The organism is Geobacter sulfurreducens PCA, from assembly GCF_000007985.2.
Taxonomy (GTDB): Bacteria; Desulfobacterota; Desulfuromonadia; order Geobacterales; family Geobacteraceae; genus Geobacter; species Geobacter sulfurreducens.
Map to the genome: position 1 here is coordinate 2641104 of NC_002939.5, position 16083 is coordinate 2657186.

Below are 16083 nucleotides of genomic sequence, written 5' to 3' on the forward strand. Positions count from 1 at the left end.
TCGGTCACATACGCGGATCGAATCGCGATTCTTTGGCCAATTCCTCGAAGAGATGCCGTTCTCTGTCTGAGAGGTGCTTCGGCACCACGATACGCACACTCACCAGCAAATCTCCGTGGCGGCCCGAAGCAATCGGCATTCCCTTGCCGCGAACGCGCAAGATCTGGCCGCTCTGGGTTCCGGCCGGCACGGTGAGATTGATCCTGCCGTCTACCGTCGGTACCGGCACCTTGGCACCTAACGCGGCTTCCCACGGGGTGACATCGACCATGGTAGTCAGGTCGTTGCCGTTCAGGGTGAAGCGGCTGTCAGGGAGAATGCTGACCCGCAGGAAAAGGTCGCCGGCTTCACCACCTCCCGTGCCACGCCCTCCCTGCCCGGCAAGCCGGATCAGCGAGCCGTCGGTCACCCCTGGCGGGATGGCAACATCATAGGTGCGCCTCGTCCTGGCCAGCCTGCCGGCGCTGTCCGCCTCCGCCCGTTCCAGTTCAATGCTTTTCCTGGCGCCATGATAGGCCTCAGCAAGCGTGATGGTGATGGTGGCCTCATGGTCGCGGCCTCGCCTTCTCCTGGTGCCTCCCCCCTGGAATTCAGCCGATCCACCAAAGTTCCACCCGCTGCCGAACAGGTCCTGAAAGAAGTCACTGAACTGGCCCGGATCGGCAGTGGAGAAATGATGTCCGGCGTTGTCGCCTCCCTGATAGCCCTGAGTGCCGTGCCGTCCATCCCAATCGCGGCCGAGCTGATCGTACGTAGCCCGTTTGTCCGGGTCACTGAGCACCTCGTAAGCCTCGTTGATCTGCTTGAATTTCTCTTCGGCATCGCCGGCCTTATTGATATCGGGGTGGTACTTGCGGGCCAGCTTACGGTAGGCCCGCTGTACCTCCTCTTGGGTTGCAGTTTTGCTTACGCCGAGAATGGCGTAATAGTCCTGATACTTAGCCATGATCTTCTCTCTCGCCGGTACCTAGCACTCTTTCTTTTCATCTTCCGGCCATCTGCGCATGCAGTAAATGCATTGTTCAACATTGTACGGAATTGTATCCCGCAGGATTTCTTTCTGTAACTGAACACCACAGCGCTTCGGAACGGGATAGCGATGCAGCTTGTTTTCTTTGATAAAGTAATGCATGCCATGCTCCTTTCTCGTGCGATAGCGGGTTACGTTATGCATAATTCCCAACATTAGGTGTGCCGTTCTGAGCCCGGGATAAAAATTGCAGCACATTGTGAAGGTTTCTGAGTCTTTTCAACAGGATGTCTTTTTGCTGCGGGTCATCAGTGGCTCTGTATTGGTTACGCAACTCCTTCAGGTGCTCTCGAACTATCGTAACGGGGTTGATGCTCATATGTTTCATCTATCCTTCCTCCGTGCCTGCAAGAAAGAATAAGATCCTTTTCGCATAGAACCGGTGAGGGCCGCACCAAGCGGCCCTCACGACATCCCTGCTGTTTCAGGAGATCGGCACCCGGTAGCGGGCATGCCGTCCTTTCTCCGGCTTGGGGAGCCGGATGGTCAGGACCCCGTGCTTGAGGTCCGCCGCAATCGCCTTCTCATCGATTTCGTACGGCAACTGGAGAGTTCTGGCGAAGCTGCCGTATCGGCATTCTGAAATAAGGCACCCATCACCTCCTTTCCGCTCACGAACGATATTCTTTTCTCCTTTTATTGTTAACCGTCTGCCGACAATCCCGACCGAGAAATCATCGTTCTTCAGACCCGGCACTTCTGCCCTGATGATCAGTTCATCAGCGGTCTCATGCATGTCGAGCAGCGGGCCACCAGACTGCATGAAGGCTGGCAAGGTATCGGCCGTGATCCGCTCCGGAAAATGTTCCTGCTTTTTCCACGGCATCACCCTGGTCAGGAAATGGCCGACTTTGTCATGAACCCGTTCCAGCGCCTCACCCCACTTCTCAGGCAACAGGCTTGACATTGTGATCACCTCCTGTTCAGACTCCTTTTGCTTTTTCAGCCGACCTGTACGGCGATCCGTTTTGGCTTGGCGGCTTCCGCCTTTGGCACCCGCAGAGTCAGGATGCCGTTCACGTATTCGGCTTTGGCCTTTTCATGGTCAAGGCTCTCCGGAATCGAGAACTGCCGGTAGTAGCTGGCCAGCTCGAACTCACGGTAGGCCGTGGTGCCCGGCATCTCGTGGCTCACAGGGGCACTGATGGTCAGGATGCCCTTTTCGACGTTGACATCCAGGGTTTCCTTCGCGGCGCCGGGAATGTCGGCGGTCAGGACCAGCCCTTCTTCGGTTTCGATAATGTTCACCGCCGGCCGGATGTAGCGTTCGTTTGACCGTGTCTCTTCACGGGGCTGTACATTCCGTTCTTCATTTCTTTCCGTCAAGCTGTTGACTGCCATGATTGATTACCTCCTTTCCGCGAGAACCTTCAAAGCGTCACGAAAGTTTGATCTCGATTTTCTTTGGTTTGGCATGTTCAGCCTTAGCCAACGCGATCCTCAAAATCCCGTCCTTGCACTGGGCCGTGATCTTACCGGGATCGATGTCGGTCGGCAGCTCCAGGGTCCGTGAGAATTTACCGGAACCAAGTTCCGAACGGTGCACGATCTGCCCTTCGCTTTGGACGAACGGTTTGCGTTCCCCGCTGATGGTGACCGTATTCCGCAGCACGGACAGGTCAACATCCTTCGGATCGACGCCGGGGACCAGAGCCTCAATGTAAATGTAGCCCTCATCCTCGCTGAAGTTGACCAGCGGGAAACGGCGGGATGTAACCGGCGAAAGGAATGTCGGTCCAAACGGCCGGCCAAAGCCTGCACCGCGGAACGCTTCATCGATTTCCCTTCTCAGATTGTCCAACTCTTTGAATACATCCCAGGTTGCCATGTGGATTACCTCCTTTCGATGGGTGATCTTTCGATAAAAAAATAATTACGCACCCCTTAGGTGTCAAGAGTGGGGCAGAACCGGACAGAGGTTGCCGGTTCTGCAGCACACAACGTGATTAAGCAGAGAAATACCCTGCTGAATGCACGGAGTGTTACAGAAGGTCTCTGAAGCAGTCAGGGCCCGACAGACTGAAGTGCCTGGCTTGGTGCTCAGTCATACAAACCGAAGGCGCTCTACACCGCCACACTGTCATAGGATATGAATGACCCCGTCCCGCCCATTGCACTTTGCACCCATCGCAACTACAATCTCCCCCCATGACCCACGACTCCCTGTTCACCTATCGCCCCATCGGCACTCTGTACTCCCCCTATTCCCGCCGGATTGACGCGCCCCATCAGGGCACGGTGGTAGAGGGTACGGAAACCGGGGAGCCGGCGCTTGCCACCCTGGAGCTTCACGAGTGGCTGGACGAAAGCGCGATCCGGGATCTGAGCGGCTTCGACAGGCTGTGGCTCATCTTCGCCTTTCATCTGAGCGAGGGCTGGAAAAGCCGGGTCAAGCCGCCGCGGGGCGGACCGAAGCGGGGCGTCCTGGCCACCCGGGCCCCTCACCGGCCCAATGCCATCGGCCTGTCGGCGGTGGAGCTGGTGGCCGTGGAAGGCCGGACGCTGCATCTGCGGGGGGTCGACCTCCTGGACGGCACCCCCGTGCTGGATATCAAACCCTACGTCCCCTACGCGGATGCCTTTCCCGACGCCAGAGCCGGCTGGATCGATGAAGTTGATGCGGAGCAGGGGCGCCACTCCGCGCCCGGGCCCCGCAAACCCCGCTAGCCGCCCTTCCCTTGCCAAAGACAGGCTTTCGGCTACCATTACAGAACTATGAGCCATTGGTATCCCCACGAATTCGCCGCCCACATCTGCCGGCAGCTGAAAACCGAGGTCCCGGAGCGGCCCCGGGAGGACTGCCCCGGCTGCTCGATCCTGTCCGTGCTCCTCTCCACCTGCTACCAGGCGAGCCTGATGCGGGAGGAGGAGCGCCAGGTCCGCTTCCGCCTGATCTTCCGCGAACCCGAACGCTTCCCGGCGGGCCAGGACCCTCCGGACGGCCTGCATCGCCTGGTTTTCCTGGAACCGCGCCCCTGCACCGAGGACGAGCTGCGCCGCCTCTCGCCGGCGATCAGCTTCGACCGCGCCATGATCGGGGTAAACCTGAATGCCGACGGAAAGCTGCAGATCTGGGGCGTGGTCCACTCGGGCACCCGCTGGATGCAGGCGGTCCACGGGGGTACCCAATTGATCAACCCGGTGCCTGACTCGCTCATCGTGTTCGTGACCGGGCCGGGACGAATCAGCGTGTCGGTGGGATCGACCATGATCGCCGGCCTGCGGGGCGGCCAAGTGGTCAGCATGGCGCGGGAGGTGTTCGCCGCCTCATGGCTCCGGGAGATATTCGCCACCCACCGGGACGAGTTATGGGACCTGCACCTGGATGCGCGCCAGAAGTCCGGCGACATCTGGCCTCCGATCGACCCGGAATTCCCGGTCATTCTCGGCCAGAACCTGCTCCGCCGGGTTATCAGCCTGATGCGCAGCTATCGCCACGGCGGCACCCTGCTGATCATTCCCAGCGAGCGGACCGATGAGCTGAAACAGGCAAATCCCTACCTGAACATCAAGTATCCGTTTCTGACCGATATCGGCCGGCGGCGGATCTTCCCGCACATCGTCGGGATCATGAACGAATTCGCCCGGGTAGCCAGCAGGTCGCAGCGGGAGTGCAGGCCCCTGGGGTGGGACGAATACCTGGCCCTCAGCGATCCGGTCCTGACCCGGATGGACGAGGCCCTGTTCGAGCTGGCCCACTTCGTAGCCGATCTCTCCCTGGTGGACGGGGCGGTGGTGCTGAACCGGAGGTTCGAGGTGCTCGGGTTCGGGGCGGAGATTTCCGGCGGGCTGGAGAACGTGACCCGGTTGCACGTGGCCCTGGATATCGAGGGAGAGACCCGGCAACCCGAGGCGGTCAAGGGGCGCGGAACCCGCCACCGGTCGGCCTACCGGCTCTGCAACGCCCTCCACGATGCCCTGGCCATTGTGATCTCCCAGGACGGCCAGGTGCTGTTCGTCCACTGGCATGACGGCGCCGTGACCTGCTGGGACCAGGTGGCCACCAGCCTGCTCGACTTCTGATTCATTCAAGCGGGAAGGTTACCCCCGTCACCCGCAGCCCCCCCAAAAGGCGTCCACCCGCGCCGGCGCACCTTTTCCGCCGGCACGGTTGTCCCCCAACGCCCCTGCTGGTATGATGAACAGGCCATGATCATCGAAGCCCGCGACCTCTCGAAAGCATATACCGTCGGGGACCGCCGCATCCAGGTCCTCGACAGCGTCTCCCTGGCCGTGGAGCCGGGGGAATTCCTGGTTATCGAGGGAGAGAGCGGCAGCGGCAAGAGCACCCTGCTCTCGCTCCTGTCGGGGCTCGACCGTCCTGATTCGGGCCGGGTCATCATCGAGGGGCGCGACATCACCGACCTCTCCGAGGACGATCTGGCCCCCCTGCGCAACGAAACCTTCGGCTTCGTATTCCAGTCGTTCCACCTGGTGCCGTCCCTGTCAACCCTGGAGAACGTCATGTTCCCGGCGGAACTGCGGGGGGACGGGGAAGCCCGGGAGAAGGCCGAGGCGCTCCTGGCCCGGGTGGGGCTCACGGGACGGGCCGCGAGCCTGCCCCACCAGCTCTCCGGGGGCGAACGGCAGCGCTGCGCCATCTGCCGGGCCCTGGTGAACGACCCGCGCATCATCTTCGCGGACGAGCCCACCGGCAACCTGGATTCGGTGAACGGCCGGGGGATTCTCGATATCCTGCTGGAGCTGCACCGGGAACGGCGGACAACGCTTGTCCTGGTGACCCACAGCCCCGAGATCGCCCGCACCGCCGACCGGGTGGTGCGGCTCCATGACGGCCGGATTCAGGCCCCATGACCCTCCACGGCCGCCTCCTCCGCCGCCAGCTCGCCACCTCGCGCCGCCAGTCGGCCATCTTCGTTCTCTGCGTGGCCCTTTCCATCGTTACCCTGGTTTCCCTGGCCGGCTTCGGCCGCAGCGTCCACAGCTCCATGCTGCGGGACGCCCGGGCACTCCACGGGGGGGACGTGATCGTGGAGTCCCGCTCGCCCCTGTCGCCGGGGCTCACGGCGGCGGTGAACCGGGTCATCGCGGCGGGCAGGGCCGAGGGCGCCCGCATCAACGAGTTCTACTCCATCATCCGCCCGGCAGGGCGGGAGGATTCCCTCCTGGCTCACATCAAGGCGGTGGAGCCGGGCTATCCCTTCTACGGCACCGTGGATCTGGCCTCGGGCCGCCCTTTCCGGCAGGTGCTGGCGCCGGGCCGGGCCATTGCCGAGCAGACCCTGCTGGACCGGCTCGGCCTCCGGGTGGGAGACCGGCTCCGGCTGGGGGACGCCACCCTGACCGTTGCCGACGTGGTCACCCAGGAACCGGACCGGCCCGTGAACGTCTTTTCCCTGGGGCCCCGCCTCTTTGTGGCCGCCGCCGATCTCCCCTCCCTGGGGCTGGTGGGCCAGGGGAGCCGGGTGAGCCACACCATCATCCTGAAGGTGGCGAACCCCAGGGAGACCGACCGGATCGCCGCGGAGCTGCGGGCCTCGGCCCTGCGCGACCGGGAGCGGGTCGACACCTACCGCACCGCCCAGTCGGGGGTAAAGCGCTTCTTCGACAACTTCCTCTTCTTCCTGAACCTGATCGGCATCTTCACCCTGCTCCTGGCCGGCATCGGCATCCAGAGCTCCCTGGCCGCCTACCTGGCCGAGCAGCGGCCATCCATCGCCGTGATGAAAGCCCTGGGGGCCACGGGCCGCTTTCTGGTGGTCCACTACGTGGCAGTGGCCTCGGTGCTGGGGATCGTGGGAACGGCGCTGGGGATCGGGGCGAGCTTCCTCCTCCAGGGGGTCTTGCCGGAGCTGTTCCGGGGGCTGTTGCCGGCCACCGTGGAGTTCCGCATCGCGGCCCCGGCCGTGGCAGAGGGGCTCGTGCTCGGCTTTTTGACCGTGACCCTCTTCACCCTCCTTCCGCTCTGGCAGCTGCGGGCGGTGAAGCCCCGGGCCATCCTGGGCAAGGAGGAGGATCCGACGGTGCGCAGCCGCGCGGTCTGGGTCACGACGGGAGCCGTGGTCCTCTTCTTCCTGGCCATGGTTCTCTGGAAGGTGGAGGAGCCCCGGAGCGGCGTCAACTTCGTGCTGGGGGTGGGTGGGCTGATCCTCCTGTCCCTTGCCTGCACCGAGGCGGTGCTGCGGCTCCTGCGCAGGGCGCGCCCCCGGCGGCTCGCAGCGCGCCAGGCCCTGCGGGGGCTCTTCCGCCCGCGCAATGCCACCCGGCCCATCATCGTCACCCTCACGGCGGCCCTGGCGGTGATCTTCGCCATCACCCTGGTGGAGCGGAACCTGGATGCCTCCTACATCCGCTCCTATCCACCGGACGCGCCGAACCTGTTCTTCATCGACATCCAGCCGGGCCAGAAGGAAGATTTCAGCCGTACCCTGGGGATGCCGGCCCTGTTCCACGCCATTGTCCGGGGGACCGTGACCGCCATCAACGGCCGCCCGATCGACCGGGAGGCGGAGCGGCGCAAGCGAGGGGACAACCTGTCCCGGGAATTCAACCTGACCTACCGGGACAGCCTCCTGGAGGACGAACGGATCATCGAGGGGAAGAGCCTGTTCCGCCCCGACTGGCAGGGGGTCCAGGTGTCGGTCCTGGACACGGTGGTGGAGATGAGCCCCATGGCGGTGGGCGACGTGATCACCTTCCGGGTGCAGGGGGTGCCGATCGAGGCCCGGATCTCCAGCATCCGGACCCGGACCAGGGCCGCAGTGCAGCCCTACTTCTACTTTGTGTTCCAGCCCGCCGTGCTCAGGGATGCCCCCCAGACCTTCTTCACCGCGGTGCGGGTGGAAAAGCCGGGCATAGCGCAGCTCCAGAACCGGATCGCGGCCCGCTTCCCCAACGTGAGCATCTTTGACCTGACCGAGACCGTGGCGGTCTTTGCCCGGGTCATGGGGCGGCTCTCGGTCATCGTCCGCTTCTTCACCCTGTTCAGCGTGGTGGCCGGGGCCCTGATCATCGTCAGTTCAGTCATCGCCACCCGGCAGGCCCGGCTGCGGGAAGCAGTCTTCTTTACCATACTGGGTGCCCGGGGCAGGTTCGTCCTGTCGGTCTTCACCATGGAAAACCTGATCATCGGCGGGGTAAGCGGATTCCTGGCCCTGGGCCTCGCCCAGGCGGCCAGCTGGATCGTCTGCACCCGGGTTCTGGACGTCTCCTGGCAGCCCTTCCCGGCCGTGAGCGCCGCCCTGGTGGCGGCAACGGTGGTGCTGGTGGTGGCCGTGGGGCTCGGGGCGTCCCTGTCCATCATCAGGAAAAAGCCGGTGGTCTTTCTGCGGGAGCAGGCCGAGGAGTAACGGGGCCGTCGGGACCGGAATACGGAGGTATACCGTGAATCTCAGGAAAAGTCTGATGGCGGTTATTGCGCTGACCGCCCTGGCCGGGTGCGACCGCAAGGAGGCTGCCCGGCCCGCGGCTCCGGCGCAGCAGGAGGCCCGTGCCACGGCAGGGACCATCGTGGCGGTGGGGGACAGCCTCACCGCCGGCTACGGCCTCGACGAACACGATGCCTACCCGGCCCAACTGGAGCGGCTGCTGCGGGAGGCCGGTCGCCCCTGGCGGGTGGTGAATGCGGGAATCAGCGGCGAGACGAGCAGCGGCGCCCTGTCGCGCGTGAACTGGGTCCTAACCCTGAAGCCGGATATCGTTATCCTGGTCACCGGCGCCAACGACGGCCTGCGGGGGATCGACCCGAAGGTGACGGAAAAGAATCTCGACGAGATGGTCCGCACGCTGAAGGAGCGCAACGTCACCGTGGTCCTGGGCGGGATGAAGATGGTCGCGAACCTGGGCCGGGACTACACCCGCGCCTTTGCCGCCGTCTACCCGGCCGTGGCGAAGCGCCACGACCTGATCCTGATTCCCTTTTTCCTGGAAGGGGTTGCAGGGCGCCCCGACCTGAACCAGGCCGACGGCATCCACCCCACGGCCGAGGGATACCGAATCGTGTCCGATACGGTACTTCCCTACGTGATCAAGGCCATCGAGCAGACTCCGCCATCTGGCGGCTGAAATCAAATGGCGTGTCACATTCGACATTAACCATTACTACATATAATTGCAAAGAAAACATCCTCCACACCCCCCATTCGAACCAGCCGAAAATTCGGACTATATTCAGTCATTCCACGGCAACACGTCGCCCCCTTCCATAAAACATTATTTTGCATCTCGCGCTCCATTCGACGATTTTTAGAAATTAGTTCTAAAGTTTCGACCTGCCGCTCCGAAAAGCGTTTGTATACATATCGGCATTATTCTTGATTGCAGAGACAAATCGGGCAGTTCGCTTCTATTGTGGCACTGAAAGGACGGGTTTTCCCCCATGACGACTCTGCCAACCCTATCGACCGGAAGCGCGACCGCAAGTACCCCCCTGCAGGTGGTCGTGTTCTCCGTGGGAAGCGAAGAGTACTGCTTCGAGATCCTCAAGGTCCGGGAAGTCATCCGGACGGTGCCCATCACCGCCGTGCCCAGCGCCCCGCCCCATGTGGAGGGAATCATCAACCTGCGGGGCGCGGTCGTCCCCATCATCGACTTCCGCAAGCGGTTCAACATCACCGGCGAGTGCACGGTGGACGAATCGGAAAAGGTGGTGATCGTCGCCGCCGCCGGGAGCACGACCGTAGGCTTTACCGTGGATGCCCTGAGCCAGGTGCTGAAGGTGCCGCGGGAGGCCGTATCCACCCCACCCACCGGCGTGAGCGACCAGGGCGGCGAGGCCATAACGGGCGTTGCCTCCATGGGAGACCGCCTGATCATCGTGCTCGATATCGAGCGGTTGTTTTCCGAGGATGAACTCACCAATCTGACAGGAGTGGCCTGATCATGTCCGACCTCATGACTACCCGAGCCGCCCTCCAGGAAACCATGACGTTTCTCGGCGCCATCGCCAGCGGCATGGAGGAGGCCATCGGCGAATCCGCCAACAGCATCACCTATCTGGCCGGCAAGCGGCTCGGCATGCAGTTTTCCGCCGACATCCGGAAGACCGACGACGTGGAAGAGGCTCTGGCCGCCGTCCGCACGGTGCTCCAGGACAACAACTGCCTCTGGCACTTCGAGCCGTTCCAGGCCCACGACCGGCCGGCCCTGATCCAGGCCACCGACAAGGGCGACGAGGATATCCACCTGGTCTTCCGGGACTGCATGATCCGTCAGTCCCTGTTCCGTTTCGGGCACCACCAGAAGGGCTCCCTCTGCACCATGATGTTCGGGTTCTTCTCCGGCGCGCTCCTGAACGTGATGGGGGTCGATTCGACCCTGGAGATCATGCACGCCGGCGAGAACGCCTGCCTGAAGCGGCTGGTGATCCACAAGAAAAGGGAGGAGAAACCGTGAGCACCGTCCCGATCAACCTGGAATGGCTCAGCGACTGCTCCGGCTGCCATATCGCCATCGTGGACCTGCACGAAAAGATCCTGTCGGTCCTGGACTCGGTCACCATCCAGCGCTGCCCGGTTCTGACCGACGTGAAGGATTACCCCAAGGCGAAAGTGGGGCTGGTCTCCGGCGCCATCCGGACCGAGCACGACCGCCACGCGGCCATGGAGATGCGCAAGAGCTGCGACCTGATCATTGCCTGGGGCTCCTGCGCCGTGTACGGCGGAATCGCCGGGGCCGGCAACGTCCACTCCTGCCAGGAGATCATGGACACGGTCTACACCGGCAACAAGACCACGGCGACCACCACTCCGCCCACGAGGGAAGTGTCGGCCCTGGAGCCGTCCGTGTCGCCACTGGACAGCGTAATCGACGTGGACCTCTACCTCCCCGGCTGTGCCCCCCACCCGGCCTTTGTCTTCGATGCCCTCCTGGCGCTCCTGGAAGGACGCTCGCCCCGTATCGCCAACCGTGAGACGGTCTGCGCCCGCTGCCGGAGAACGATGGAAAAGACCGAGGTGGACCGGATCAGGAAAAATTCGGAAGGGGTGCCCGACCCGGACCGCTGCTTCCTGAGCCAGGGCTACCTCTGCATGGGGTCGGTGACCCTGGACCGCTGCATGTCCCCCTGCCCCCTGAACGGCATCCCGTGCAGCGGCTGCGCCGGCGCCACCATGCAGGTGCTGGCCGAGCCCAACCGCGACATCAGGACCGAGATCGCCGAGCGGATGTCGCGCCTGACCAGCATCCCGCGCGAGGCCATTGTCCGGGAAATCGAGCGGACGGCCAAGACCCACTATTCCTACACCATGGCCACCCCCATGATCGGCGAGAAGCCCACCTTCCTGATCCGGAAATGGACCGACGAGGAACGAGACGACTATGAACAAGACCATAACCATTGATCCCGTCACCCGCATCGAGGGGCACGCGCGGGTCTTCATCGACCTGGACGATACGGGTGCGCTCACGGCCGCGGGGCTCGTGGTGAACGAGCTGCGCGGTTTCGAGAAGATCCTGACCGGCATGGACGCGGACCGGATGCCCCTGGTCACGGCCCGCATCTGCGGGGTCTGCCCCACGGCCCACCACCTGGCCGCCACCAACGCCCTGAACAATGCCGCGGGCGTGGAGCCGCCACCGGCCGCGAAACTGCTGCGCGAGCTCATGTACATGGGGCACGTGATCCACTCCCACTGCCTCTCCCTGTTCGTGCTGCAGGGCCCCGACCTGGTCCTGGGCCTCGACGCCGACCCCGCCGTCCGCAACGTGGTGGGGGTGGTACAGGCAGCCCCGGATATCGCCAAAAAGGCCCTCCAGTGCCGCTCCATCGGCCAGAAGATCAACGAACTGGTCGGCGGGCGGGGCACCCACCCCGTCACCTCGGTAGCCGGCGGAATCGCCTTCGTACTCGACGCCGACCGGGAGCGACAGCTCAACGCCTGGATCAACGAGGCCCGCGACCTTGTGCTGGAGCTGGCGCCCGTGGTGAAGCAGCTCCTGATGAAGATGCTCGACACCCATCCGGCCATGCTGCAGCAATGGGTTGCCCCGGCCTGGAGCGTCGGCACGGTCAAGGCCGACGGCACCCTGGCCCTGGTGAACGGCGAGATCCGGGCCGTGGATGAGGTCGGCGCCCTGAAGGCCCGGTTCCCCTCGGCCGATTACGATTCGTACATGTCCGAGTCGGCGGTGGAGTTCTCCTACATGAAGCAGGTTTCCTTTGTGGATGGGGACAATCGCCACGACTACCGGGTGGGCCCCCTGGCCCGGCTCAACGTCTCCGAGCGCTACGGCACCCCCCTGGCGGACCGGGAGCGGGAGGAGTTCATCCGGACCGTGGGGCGCCCCTGCCACGCCAATGCGCTCCAACCCTGGGCCCGACTGATCGAGCTCCTCTACTGCACCGAGCGGGCCGGGGAAATCATGGCCGATCCGGCCATCCACGGCGAGACCCGCGTTCCGGTAACCTTCTCCGGTGGCCGGGGCGTGGGGCACGTGGAGGCACCCCGGGGCACCCTGATCCACGACTATGAAATCGACGAGAACGGCATTGTCCGGGCGGCGAACCTGATCGTGGCGACTCAGCAGAATTACGCCCTGATCAACGCCATGATCGCCCAGGCCGCCACCTCCCACGTCATCAACCGCCCCGACGACCAGGCGCTGCTCAATGCGGTTGAGTTCGGCATCCGCTGCTACGACCCCTGCCTCTCCTGCGCCACCCATGCACTGGGCGCCATGCCCCTGGAAATCGTCGTGAACCGCGCCGCAAAGCCCCGCGTCATCCGGAGGAACTGCTGATGGTCGAGATCAAGGTCCATGAAGAGGCGTGCCGGGGCTGCCGGATGTGCGTCGACATCTGTCCCACCACGGTCTTTGCCTATGACGAGGAAAAGCGGCTCTGCGTGGTGGAGCACCAGGAGGACTGCATCGCCTGCCTGAGTTGCGCCTATATCTGCCCCTCGGGGGCCATCAGCCAGGAGAACTATCACGTGGTCAAGAACTTCTACCGCGACCTGGCCTTCTGCACCAAGATGGAGAAGTTCATATGAGCGCGATCACCGAACAGGTCACCCTTGACGACCACGTCAACGCCGCCACGGAAGTAGCCTTCCTGCTGGACATCTTCGCCGCCACCGTCGACAACGTCATGGGCGGAGCAACGGCCTCGGTGGGCCGGATCGCCGGTCGGGAGATGGCGCGGAAGCTGCCGGTCCACCTGACCAACCCCACCCTGGACGAGGTCGTGGCGATCCTCAACTCCCGCATGGAAGCCGGGTACCGGTTCCGGCTGGAGGGGGACGGCACCGAGCGCACCCTCTTGTTCGACCACTGTGTCCTGCGGGAGGTCTGCGCCAAGCGGGGACTCACCATGGGTACGGCCCTGTGCCGCCTCTTCCACGCCTACCTGGACGGCATCCTGAACGAGCTCATCTGCCGCCCGGTGAAATCGGAGGTCGTGTCATGCGGGGACCAGTGCCGACTGAACCTCAGAACCCAGTAGCGGCTCCGGGGGTCGTGGTGGTCTGCGTCGGCAACGACCTGGTGGCCGACGACGCCGTGGGGTACGAGATCCACCGGCGGCTGGCCGGGGCGCCCCTCCCCGCGGGGGTGCGGCTCCACTACGCGGCCGTGGGCGGGATCGCCCTCCTGGACTACCTGACCGGCGGGGAAGCGGCCATGATCGTGGTGGACGCGGTCCAGTTCGGCGCACCGGCCGGGACGATCCACCAGCTGGCGTGGGACGAGCTCCCGAATTTCGGGGGCGGGTCCATCTCGGCCCACTCCATCGGCCTGAAGGAAACCATGGACATCGGGAAGCTCCTCTACCCGGAGCGGCTGCCGCCGACGGTGACCCTGGTGGGAATCGAGGGGCGCTGTTTCGACCGGACCCGCGACGCCATGTCGCCGGAGGTGGCATCAGCCATAGAACCGGCCGTCGCCCTGATCCGCAACTACCTCCATACTCTTGGACAAGGAATCTGACATGAAGAAATCAGGCGCCAAACCAGCGGAAATGACCCTGCACCGTGAAATCCAGCGACTCGCCGAGGCCATGATGAACGGGAGGCTCGACGAACGGGGGGACCCTGCGCAGTTCACCGGCGACGATGCCGCACTGGTTCTCATGGTCAACCGGATGCTGGACACGCTGGTGACGCCGCTCCGCCTGGCCGCCGGCGCCATCGACGAGATCGCCCACGGCAGGATCCCTCCCTTTGTCATCGACGACTACACCGGGGAGTACAACAACCTCAAGCGCAACCTCAACACCCTCCTGGCCACCCTCTACGGCCTCCACAGCGAGACCCAGCACCTGGTCGGCAACATCGGTGAGGGAAGGCTCCAGACCCGGGGCAACGACTGGGATTTCGAGGGGATCTGGCGCGATCTGATCAAGGGGGTGAACGGAACCCTCGACGCGGTCATCGACCCGGTGAACGAGGCGGGGACCGTGCTCCGCCACCTGGCCGAGTACGACCTGAGCGCCCGGATGCGGGGGAAATACCACGGCGAGCACGCCGCCATCAAGAAGGCCATGAACTCGACGGCGGAATCGCTCCACTCGGCCGTGACCCAGATGACCGAAACGGTGGAACTGGTCTCGGCCGTCGGCGGGCAGATCGCCGACAGCAGCCAGCTGGTGACCCAGGGGGCCCGGGAGCAGGAGGCCCAGCTGACCGAGACCTCCAACGTGCTCGATCACATCGCCGCCACCTCCCAGAAGAGCGCCCGGAGCACCATTGACGCCCGCCAGGCCGCCGGCGGCTCCGCCGAGTCCATCAAAACGGCCAAGTCGGTCATGGACCAGATGCTCCAGGCCATGGGGCAGATCCGGAGCGCGGCGGACAACACCGTGGGTATTGTCCAGCAGATCGACTCCATTGCCAAGGAAACCGACCAGCTCTCTTCCAACGCCACCAGCAAGGCAACCCTGATCCGTTCCTCCGCCAACGGCTTCAGCGTGGTTGCCTCGGAAATCAGGAACCTGTCGAAACGGTGCGAGGACGCCGTGACACGGCTCCACGACTTCCGGCGCCGGGCTACCCTGACCCCCAATGGGGGGAGCGGAGACACGGACGATGCGCTCGAATGCGAGTACCTGGAACTGATTCACGAGTTGAAGAGCGTGGCCTCCAGCTCAGGCCTGCTGGGAGTGAACGCAGCGATCTCGGCGGCCCACGTGGAAGGTGCCGGCAACGACTTCCAGGTGCTGACCGAGGAGATCCGCCAACTGGCCAAGCGTTCCACCGATGCGGCGCGGCAGACCGACACGCTCATCAAGACATCGGTCGAGCAGGCCCGGCGGGGAGAGGACCTGTCCCGCAAGATCGACGTCCACCTCACCGAGGCGGTAACCGGGGCAACGACGATCTGCGCCCTGACCGAGGACATCTCCCAGAGCAGCCAGGAACAGGCGAGCGCCATCGAGCAGATCAGCCGCTCCGTCAACCACATCACCACCATCACCAGGCAGAACGCGGACAGCGCGCTCAAGTCGTCGGAAGTATCGCACAAACTCGGCCAGCAGATGACCAAGCTCACCAGCATGGTGAGCAAGTTCAGGCTGGACAACGCCGCCTGCTGAACCTGGTTTCGCCACGCCGCAATCCTGGCAGGCCCCCATCCGGAGCGACATGATGGGGGCCTCTTTTTATATAGCGACCTGAATTCGTGAGGGCTGACGCGCCGACGAAGCGGCGGTGCGGGCGGCACACGGAGCGAAGTGGCGCGGCGGCTCTCACAACACTATATACGACATATTGTGTCGCACATATCGGTTTTACTGTCATCATCACACAACCGGGAGGTGCGCCATGATCTATCTCACCACGGACCAATTCGACCAGGCCGTCTACTTCGAACTTCGCCGGAGCGAGCATCCCCGTCGCAGCGGCGGCGCGATGCACGTTCTCCACGGGCTCCTGGGGAACGGGGTCAGCGAGATGCCCGTGACCATCCGCAGCGGGCAGGATTGGACCGACGTGGATTTCGGCAAGGGGGACCTCTTCAGCTTCGTGGATGAGCGGACCGTCCGCCGGATGCTCGGCCAGGTGGCGCGGGAGATGGAACTCCACTGATCCTTCGGCGGCACCTTGCTATTTCCCCGTTTCCCGAACGGCGTTTCTCTGGTATCATCGCGGCCTCACCAT

At 63.9% G+C, this 16083-nt stretch carries 19 protein-coding genes; 14 read left to right on the forward strand and 5 right to left on the reverse strand.

Annotated features, from left to right (window positions below):
- Window positions 1–4: 4 nt before the first annotated feature.
- The 5 genes from GS_RS12100 to GS_RS12115 all read right to left on the reverse strand — a co-directional run bounded on the left by GS_RS12100 (window position 5) and on the right by GS_RS12115 (window position 2858).
- On the reverse strand, window positions 5–946 hold the full coding sequence (locus tag GS_RS12100) for a DnaJ C-terminal domain-containing protein (protein WP_010943043.1): 942 nt from the start codon (window positions 944–946) through the stop codon (window positions 5–7).
- Between the two features lie 21 nt (window positions 947–967).
- Window positions 968–1132 carry a hypothetical protein gene (locus tag GS_RS17440; protein ID WP_010943044.1) on the reverse strand — a complete coding sequence of 55 codons (165 nt, stop codon included), beginning with the start codon at window positions 1130–1132 and terminating at the stop codon, window positions 968–970.
- A 322-nt stretch (window positions 1133–1454) separates the two neighbouring features.
- Window positions 1455–1937, reverse strand: coding sequence for an Hsp20/alpha crystallin family protein (locus GS_RS12105; protein ID WP_010943045.1), 483 nt, complete (start codon window positions 1935–1937; stop codon window positions 1455–1457).
- 35 nt (window positions 1938–1972) lie between these two features.
- Window positions 1973–2371 carry an Hsp20/alpha crystallin family protein gene (locus GS_RS12110; protein WP_010943046.1) on the reverse strand — a complete coding sequence of 133 codons (399 nt, stop codon included), beginning with the start codon at window positions 2369–2371 and terminating at the stop codon, window positions 1973–1975.
- Between the two features lie 37 nt (window positions 2372–2408).
- On the reverse strand, window positions 2409–2858 hold the full coding sequence (locus GS_RS12115; protein ID WP_010943047.1) for an Hsp20/alpha crystallin family protein: 450 nt from the start codon (window positions 2856–2858) through the stop codon (window positions 2409–2411).
- Between the two features lie 320 nt (window positions 2859–3178).
- Here GS_RS12115 and tsaA point away from each other — a divergent pair, with 320 nt between their 5' ends.
- From tsaA to GS_RS12185, 14 genes are all read left to right on the forward strand, one after another.
- A complete protein-coding gene (gene tsaA, locus GS_RS12120) occupies window positions 3179–3697 on the forward strand; it encodes a tRNA (N6-threonylcarbamoyladenosine(37)-N6)-methyltransferase TrmO (RefSeq protein ID WP_010943048.1) in 519 nt (172 codons plus the stop codon).
- Window positions 3698–3745: 48 nt separating this feature from the next.
- Entirely contained in the window at window positions 3746–5053 is a 1308-nt protein-coding gene (locus tag GS_RS12125; protein WP_010943049.1) for a putative sensor domain DACNV-containing protein, read from the forward strand.
- A gap of 126 nt (window positions 5054–5179) precedes the next feature.
- Window positions 5180–5845, forward strand: a complete 666-nt coding sequence (locus GS_RS12130) for an ABC transporter ATP-binding protein (protein ID WP_010943050.1) — start codon at window positions 5180–5182, stop codon at window positions 5843–5845.
- On the forward strand, window positions 5842–8340 hold the full coding sequence (locus GS_RS12135; protein ID WP_010943051.1) for an ABC transporter permease: 2499 nt from the start codon (window positions 5842–5844) through the stop codon (window positions 8338–8340). Before GS_RS12130 ends, GS_RS12135 begins: the two co-directional genes overlap by 4 nt.
- Window positions 8341–8374: 34 nt before the next feature.
- Window positions 8375–9055, forward strand: a complete 681-nt coding sequence (locus tag GS_RS12140; RefSeq protein ID WP_010943052.1) for an arylesterase — start codon at window positions 8375–8377, stop codon at window positions 9053–9055.
- A 313-nt stretch (window positions 9056–9368) separates the two neighbouring features.
- Window positions 9369–9869, forward strand: a complete 501-nt coding sequence (locus GS_RS12145; protein WP_010943053.1) for a chemotaxis protein CheW — start codon at window positions 9369–9371, stop codon at window positions 9867–9869.
- Window positions 9870–9871: 2 nt separating this feature from the next.
- Complete coding sequence (locus GS_RS12150; RefSeq protein ID WP_010943054.1) at window positions 9872–10384, forward strand: hypothetical protein; 513 nt, start codon at window positions 9872–9874, stop codon at window positions 10382–10384.
- Window positions 10381–11331: a methyl viologen-reducing hydrogenase gene (locus tag GS_RS12155; RefSeq protein WP_010943055.1), complete on the forward strand. Its 951-nt coding sequence runs from the start codon at window positions 10381–10383 to the stop codon at window positions 11329–11331. The genes GS_RS12150 and GS_RS12155 overlap by 4 nt, the downstream gene beginning before the upstream one ends.
- Window positions 11309–12730 carry a Ni/Fe hydrogenase subunit alpha gene (locus tag GS_RS12160; protein WP_010943056.1) on the forward strand — a complete coding sequence of 474 codons (1422 nt, stop codon included), beginning with the start codon at window positions 11309–11311 and terminating at the stop codon, window positions 12728–12730. Before GS_RS12155 ends, GS_RS12160 begins: the two co-directional genes overlap by 23 nt.
- Window positions 12730–12981: a 4Fe-4S dicluster domain-containing protein gene (locus GS_RS12165; protein WP_010943057.1), complete on the forward strand. Its 252-nt coding sequence runs from the start codon at window positions 12730–12732 to the stop codon at window positions 12979–12981. Before GS_RS12160 ends, GS_RS12165 begins: the two co-directional genes overlap by 1 nt.
- Complete coding sequence (locus GS_RS12170) at window positions 12978–13433, forward strand: hypothetical protein (protein WP_010943058.1); 456 nt, start codon at window positions 12978–12980, stop codon at window positions 13431–13433. The genes GS_RS12165 and GS_RS12170 overlap by 4 nt, the downstream gene beginning before the upstream one ends.
- Complete coding sequence (locus tag GS_RS12175; protein ID WP_193360257.1) at window positions 13394–13915, forward strand: hydrogenase maturation protease; 522 nt, start codon at window positions 13394–13396, stop codon at window positions 13913–13915. Before GS_RS12170 ends, GS_RS12175 begins: the two co-directional genes overlap by 40 nt.
- A 1-nt stretch (window position 13916) precedes the next feature.
- On the forward strand, window positions 13917–15518 hold the full coding sequence (locus tag GS_RS12180; RefSeq protein ID WP_010943060.1) for a methyl-accepting chemotaxis protein: 1602 nt from the start codon (window positions 13917–13919) through the stop codon (window positions 15516–15518).
- A 229-nt stretch (window positions 15519–15747) separates the two neighbouring features.
- A complete protein-coding gene (locus GS_RS12185; protein ID WP_010943061.1) occupies window positions 15748–16011 on the forward strand; it encodes a hypothetical protein in 264 nt (87 codons plus the stop codon).
- Window positions 16012–16083 lie beyond the last annotated feature (72 nt).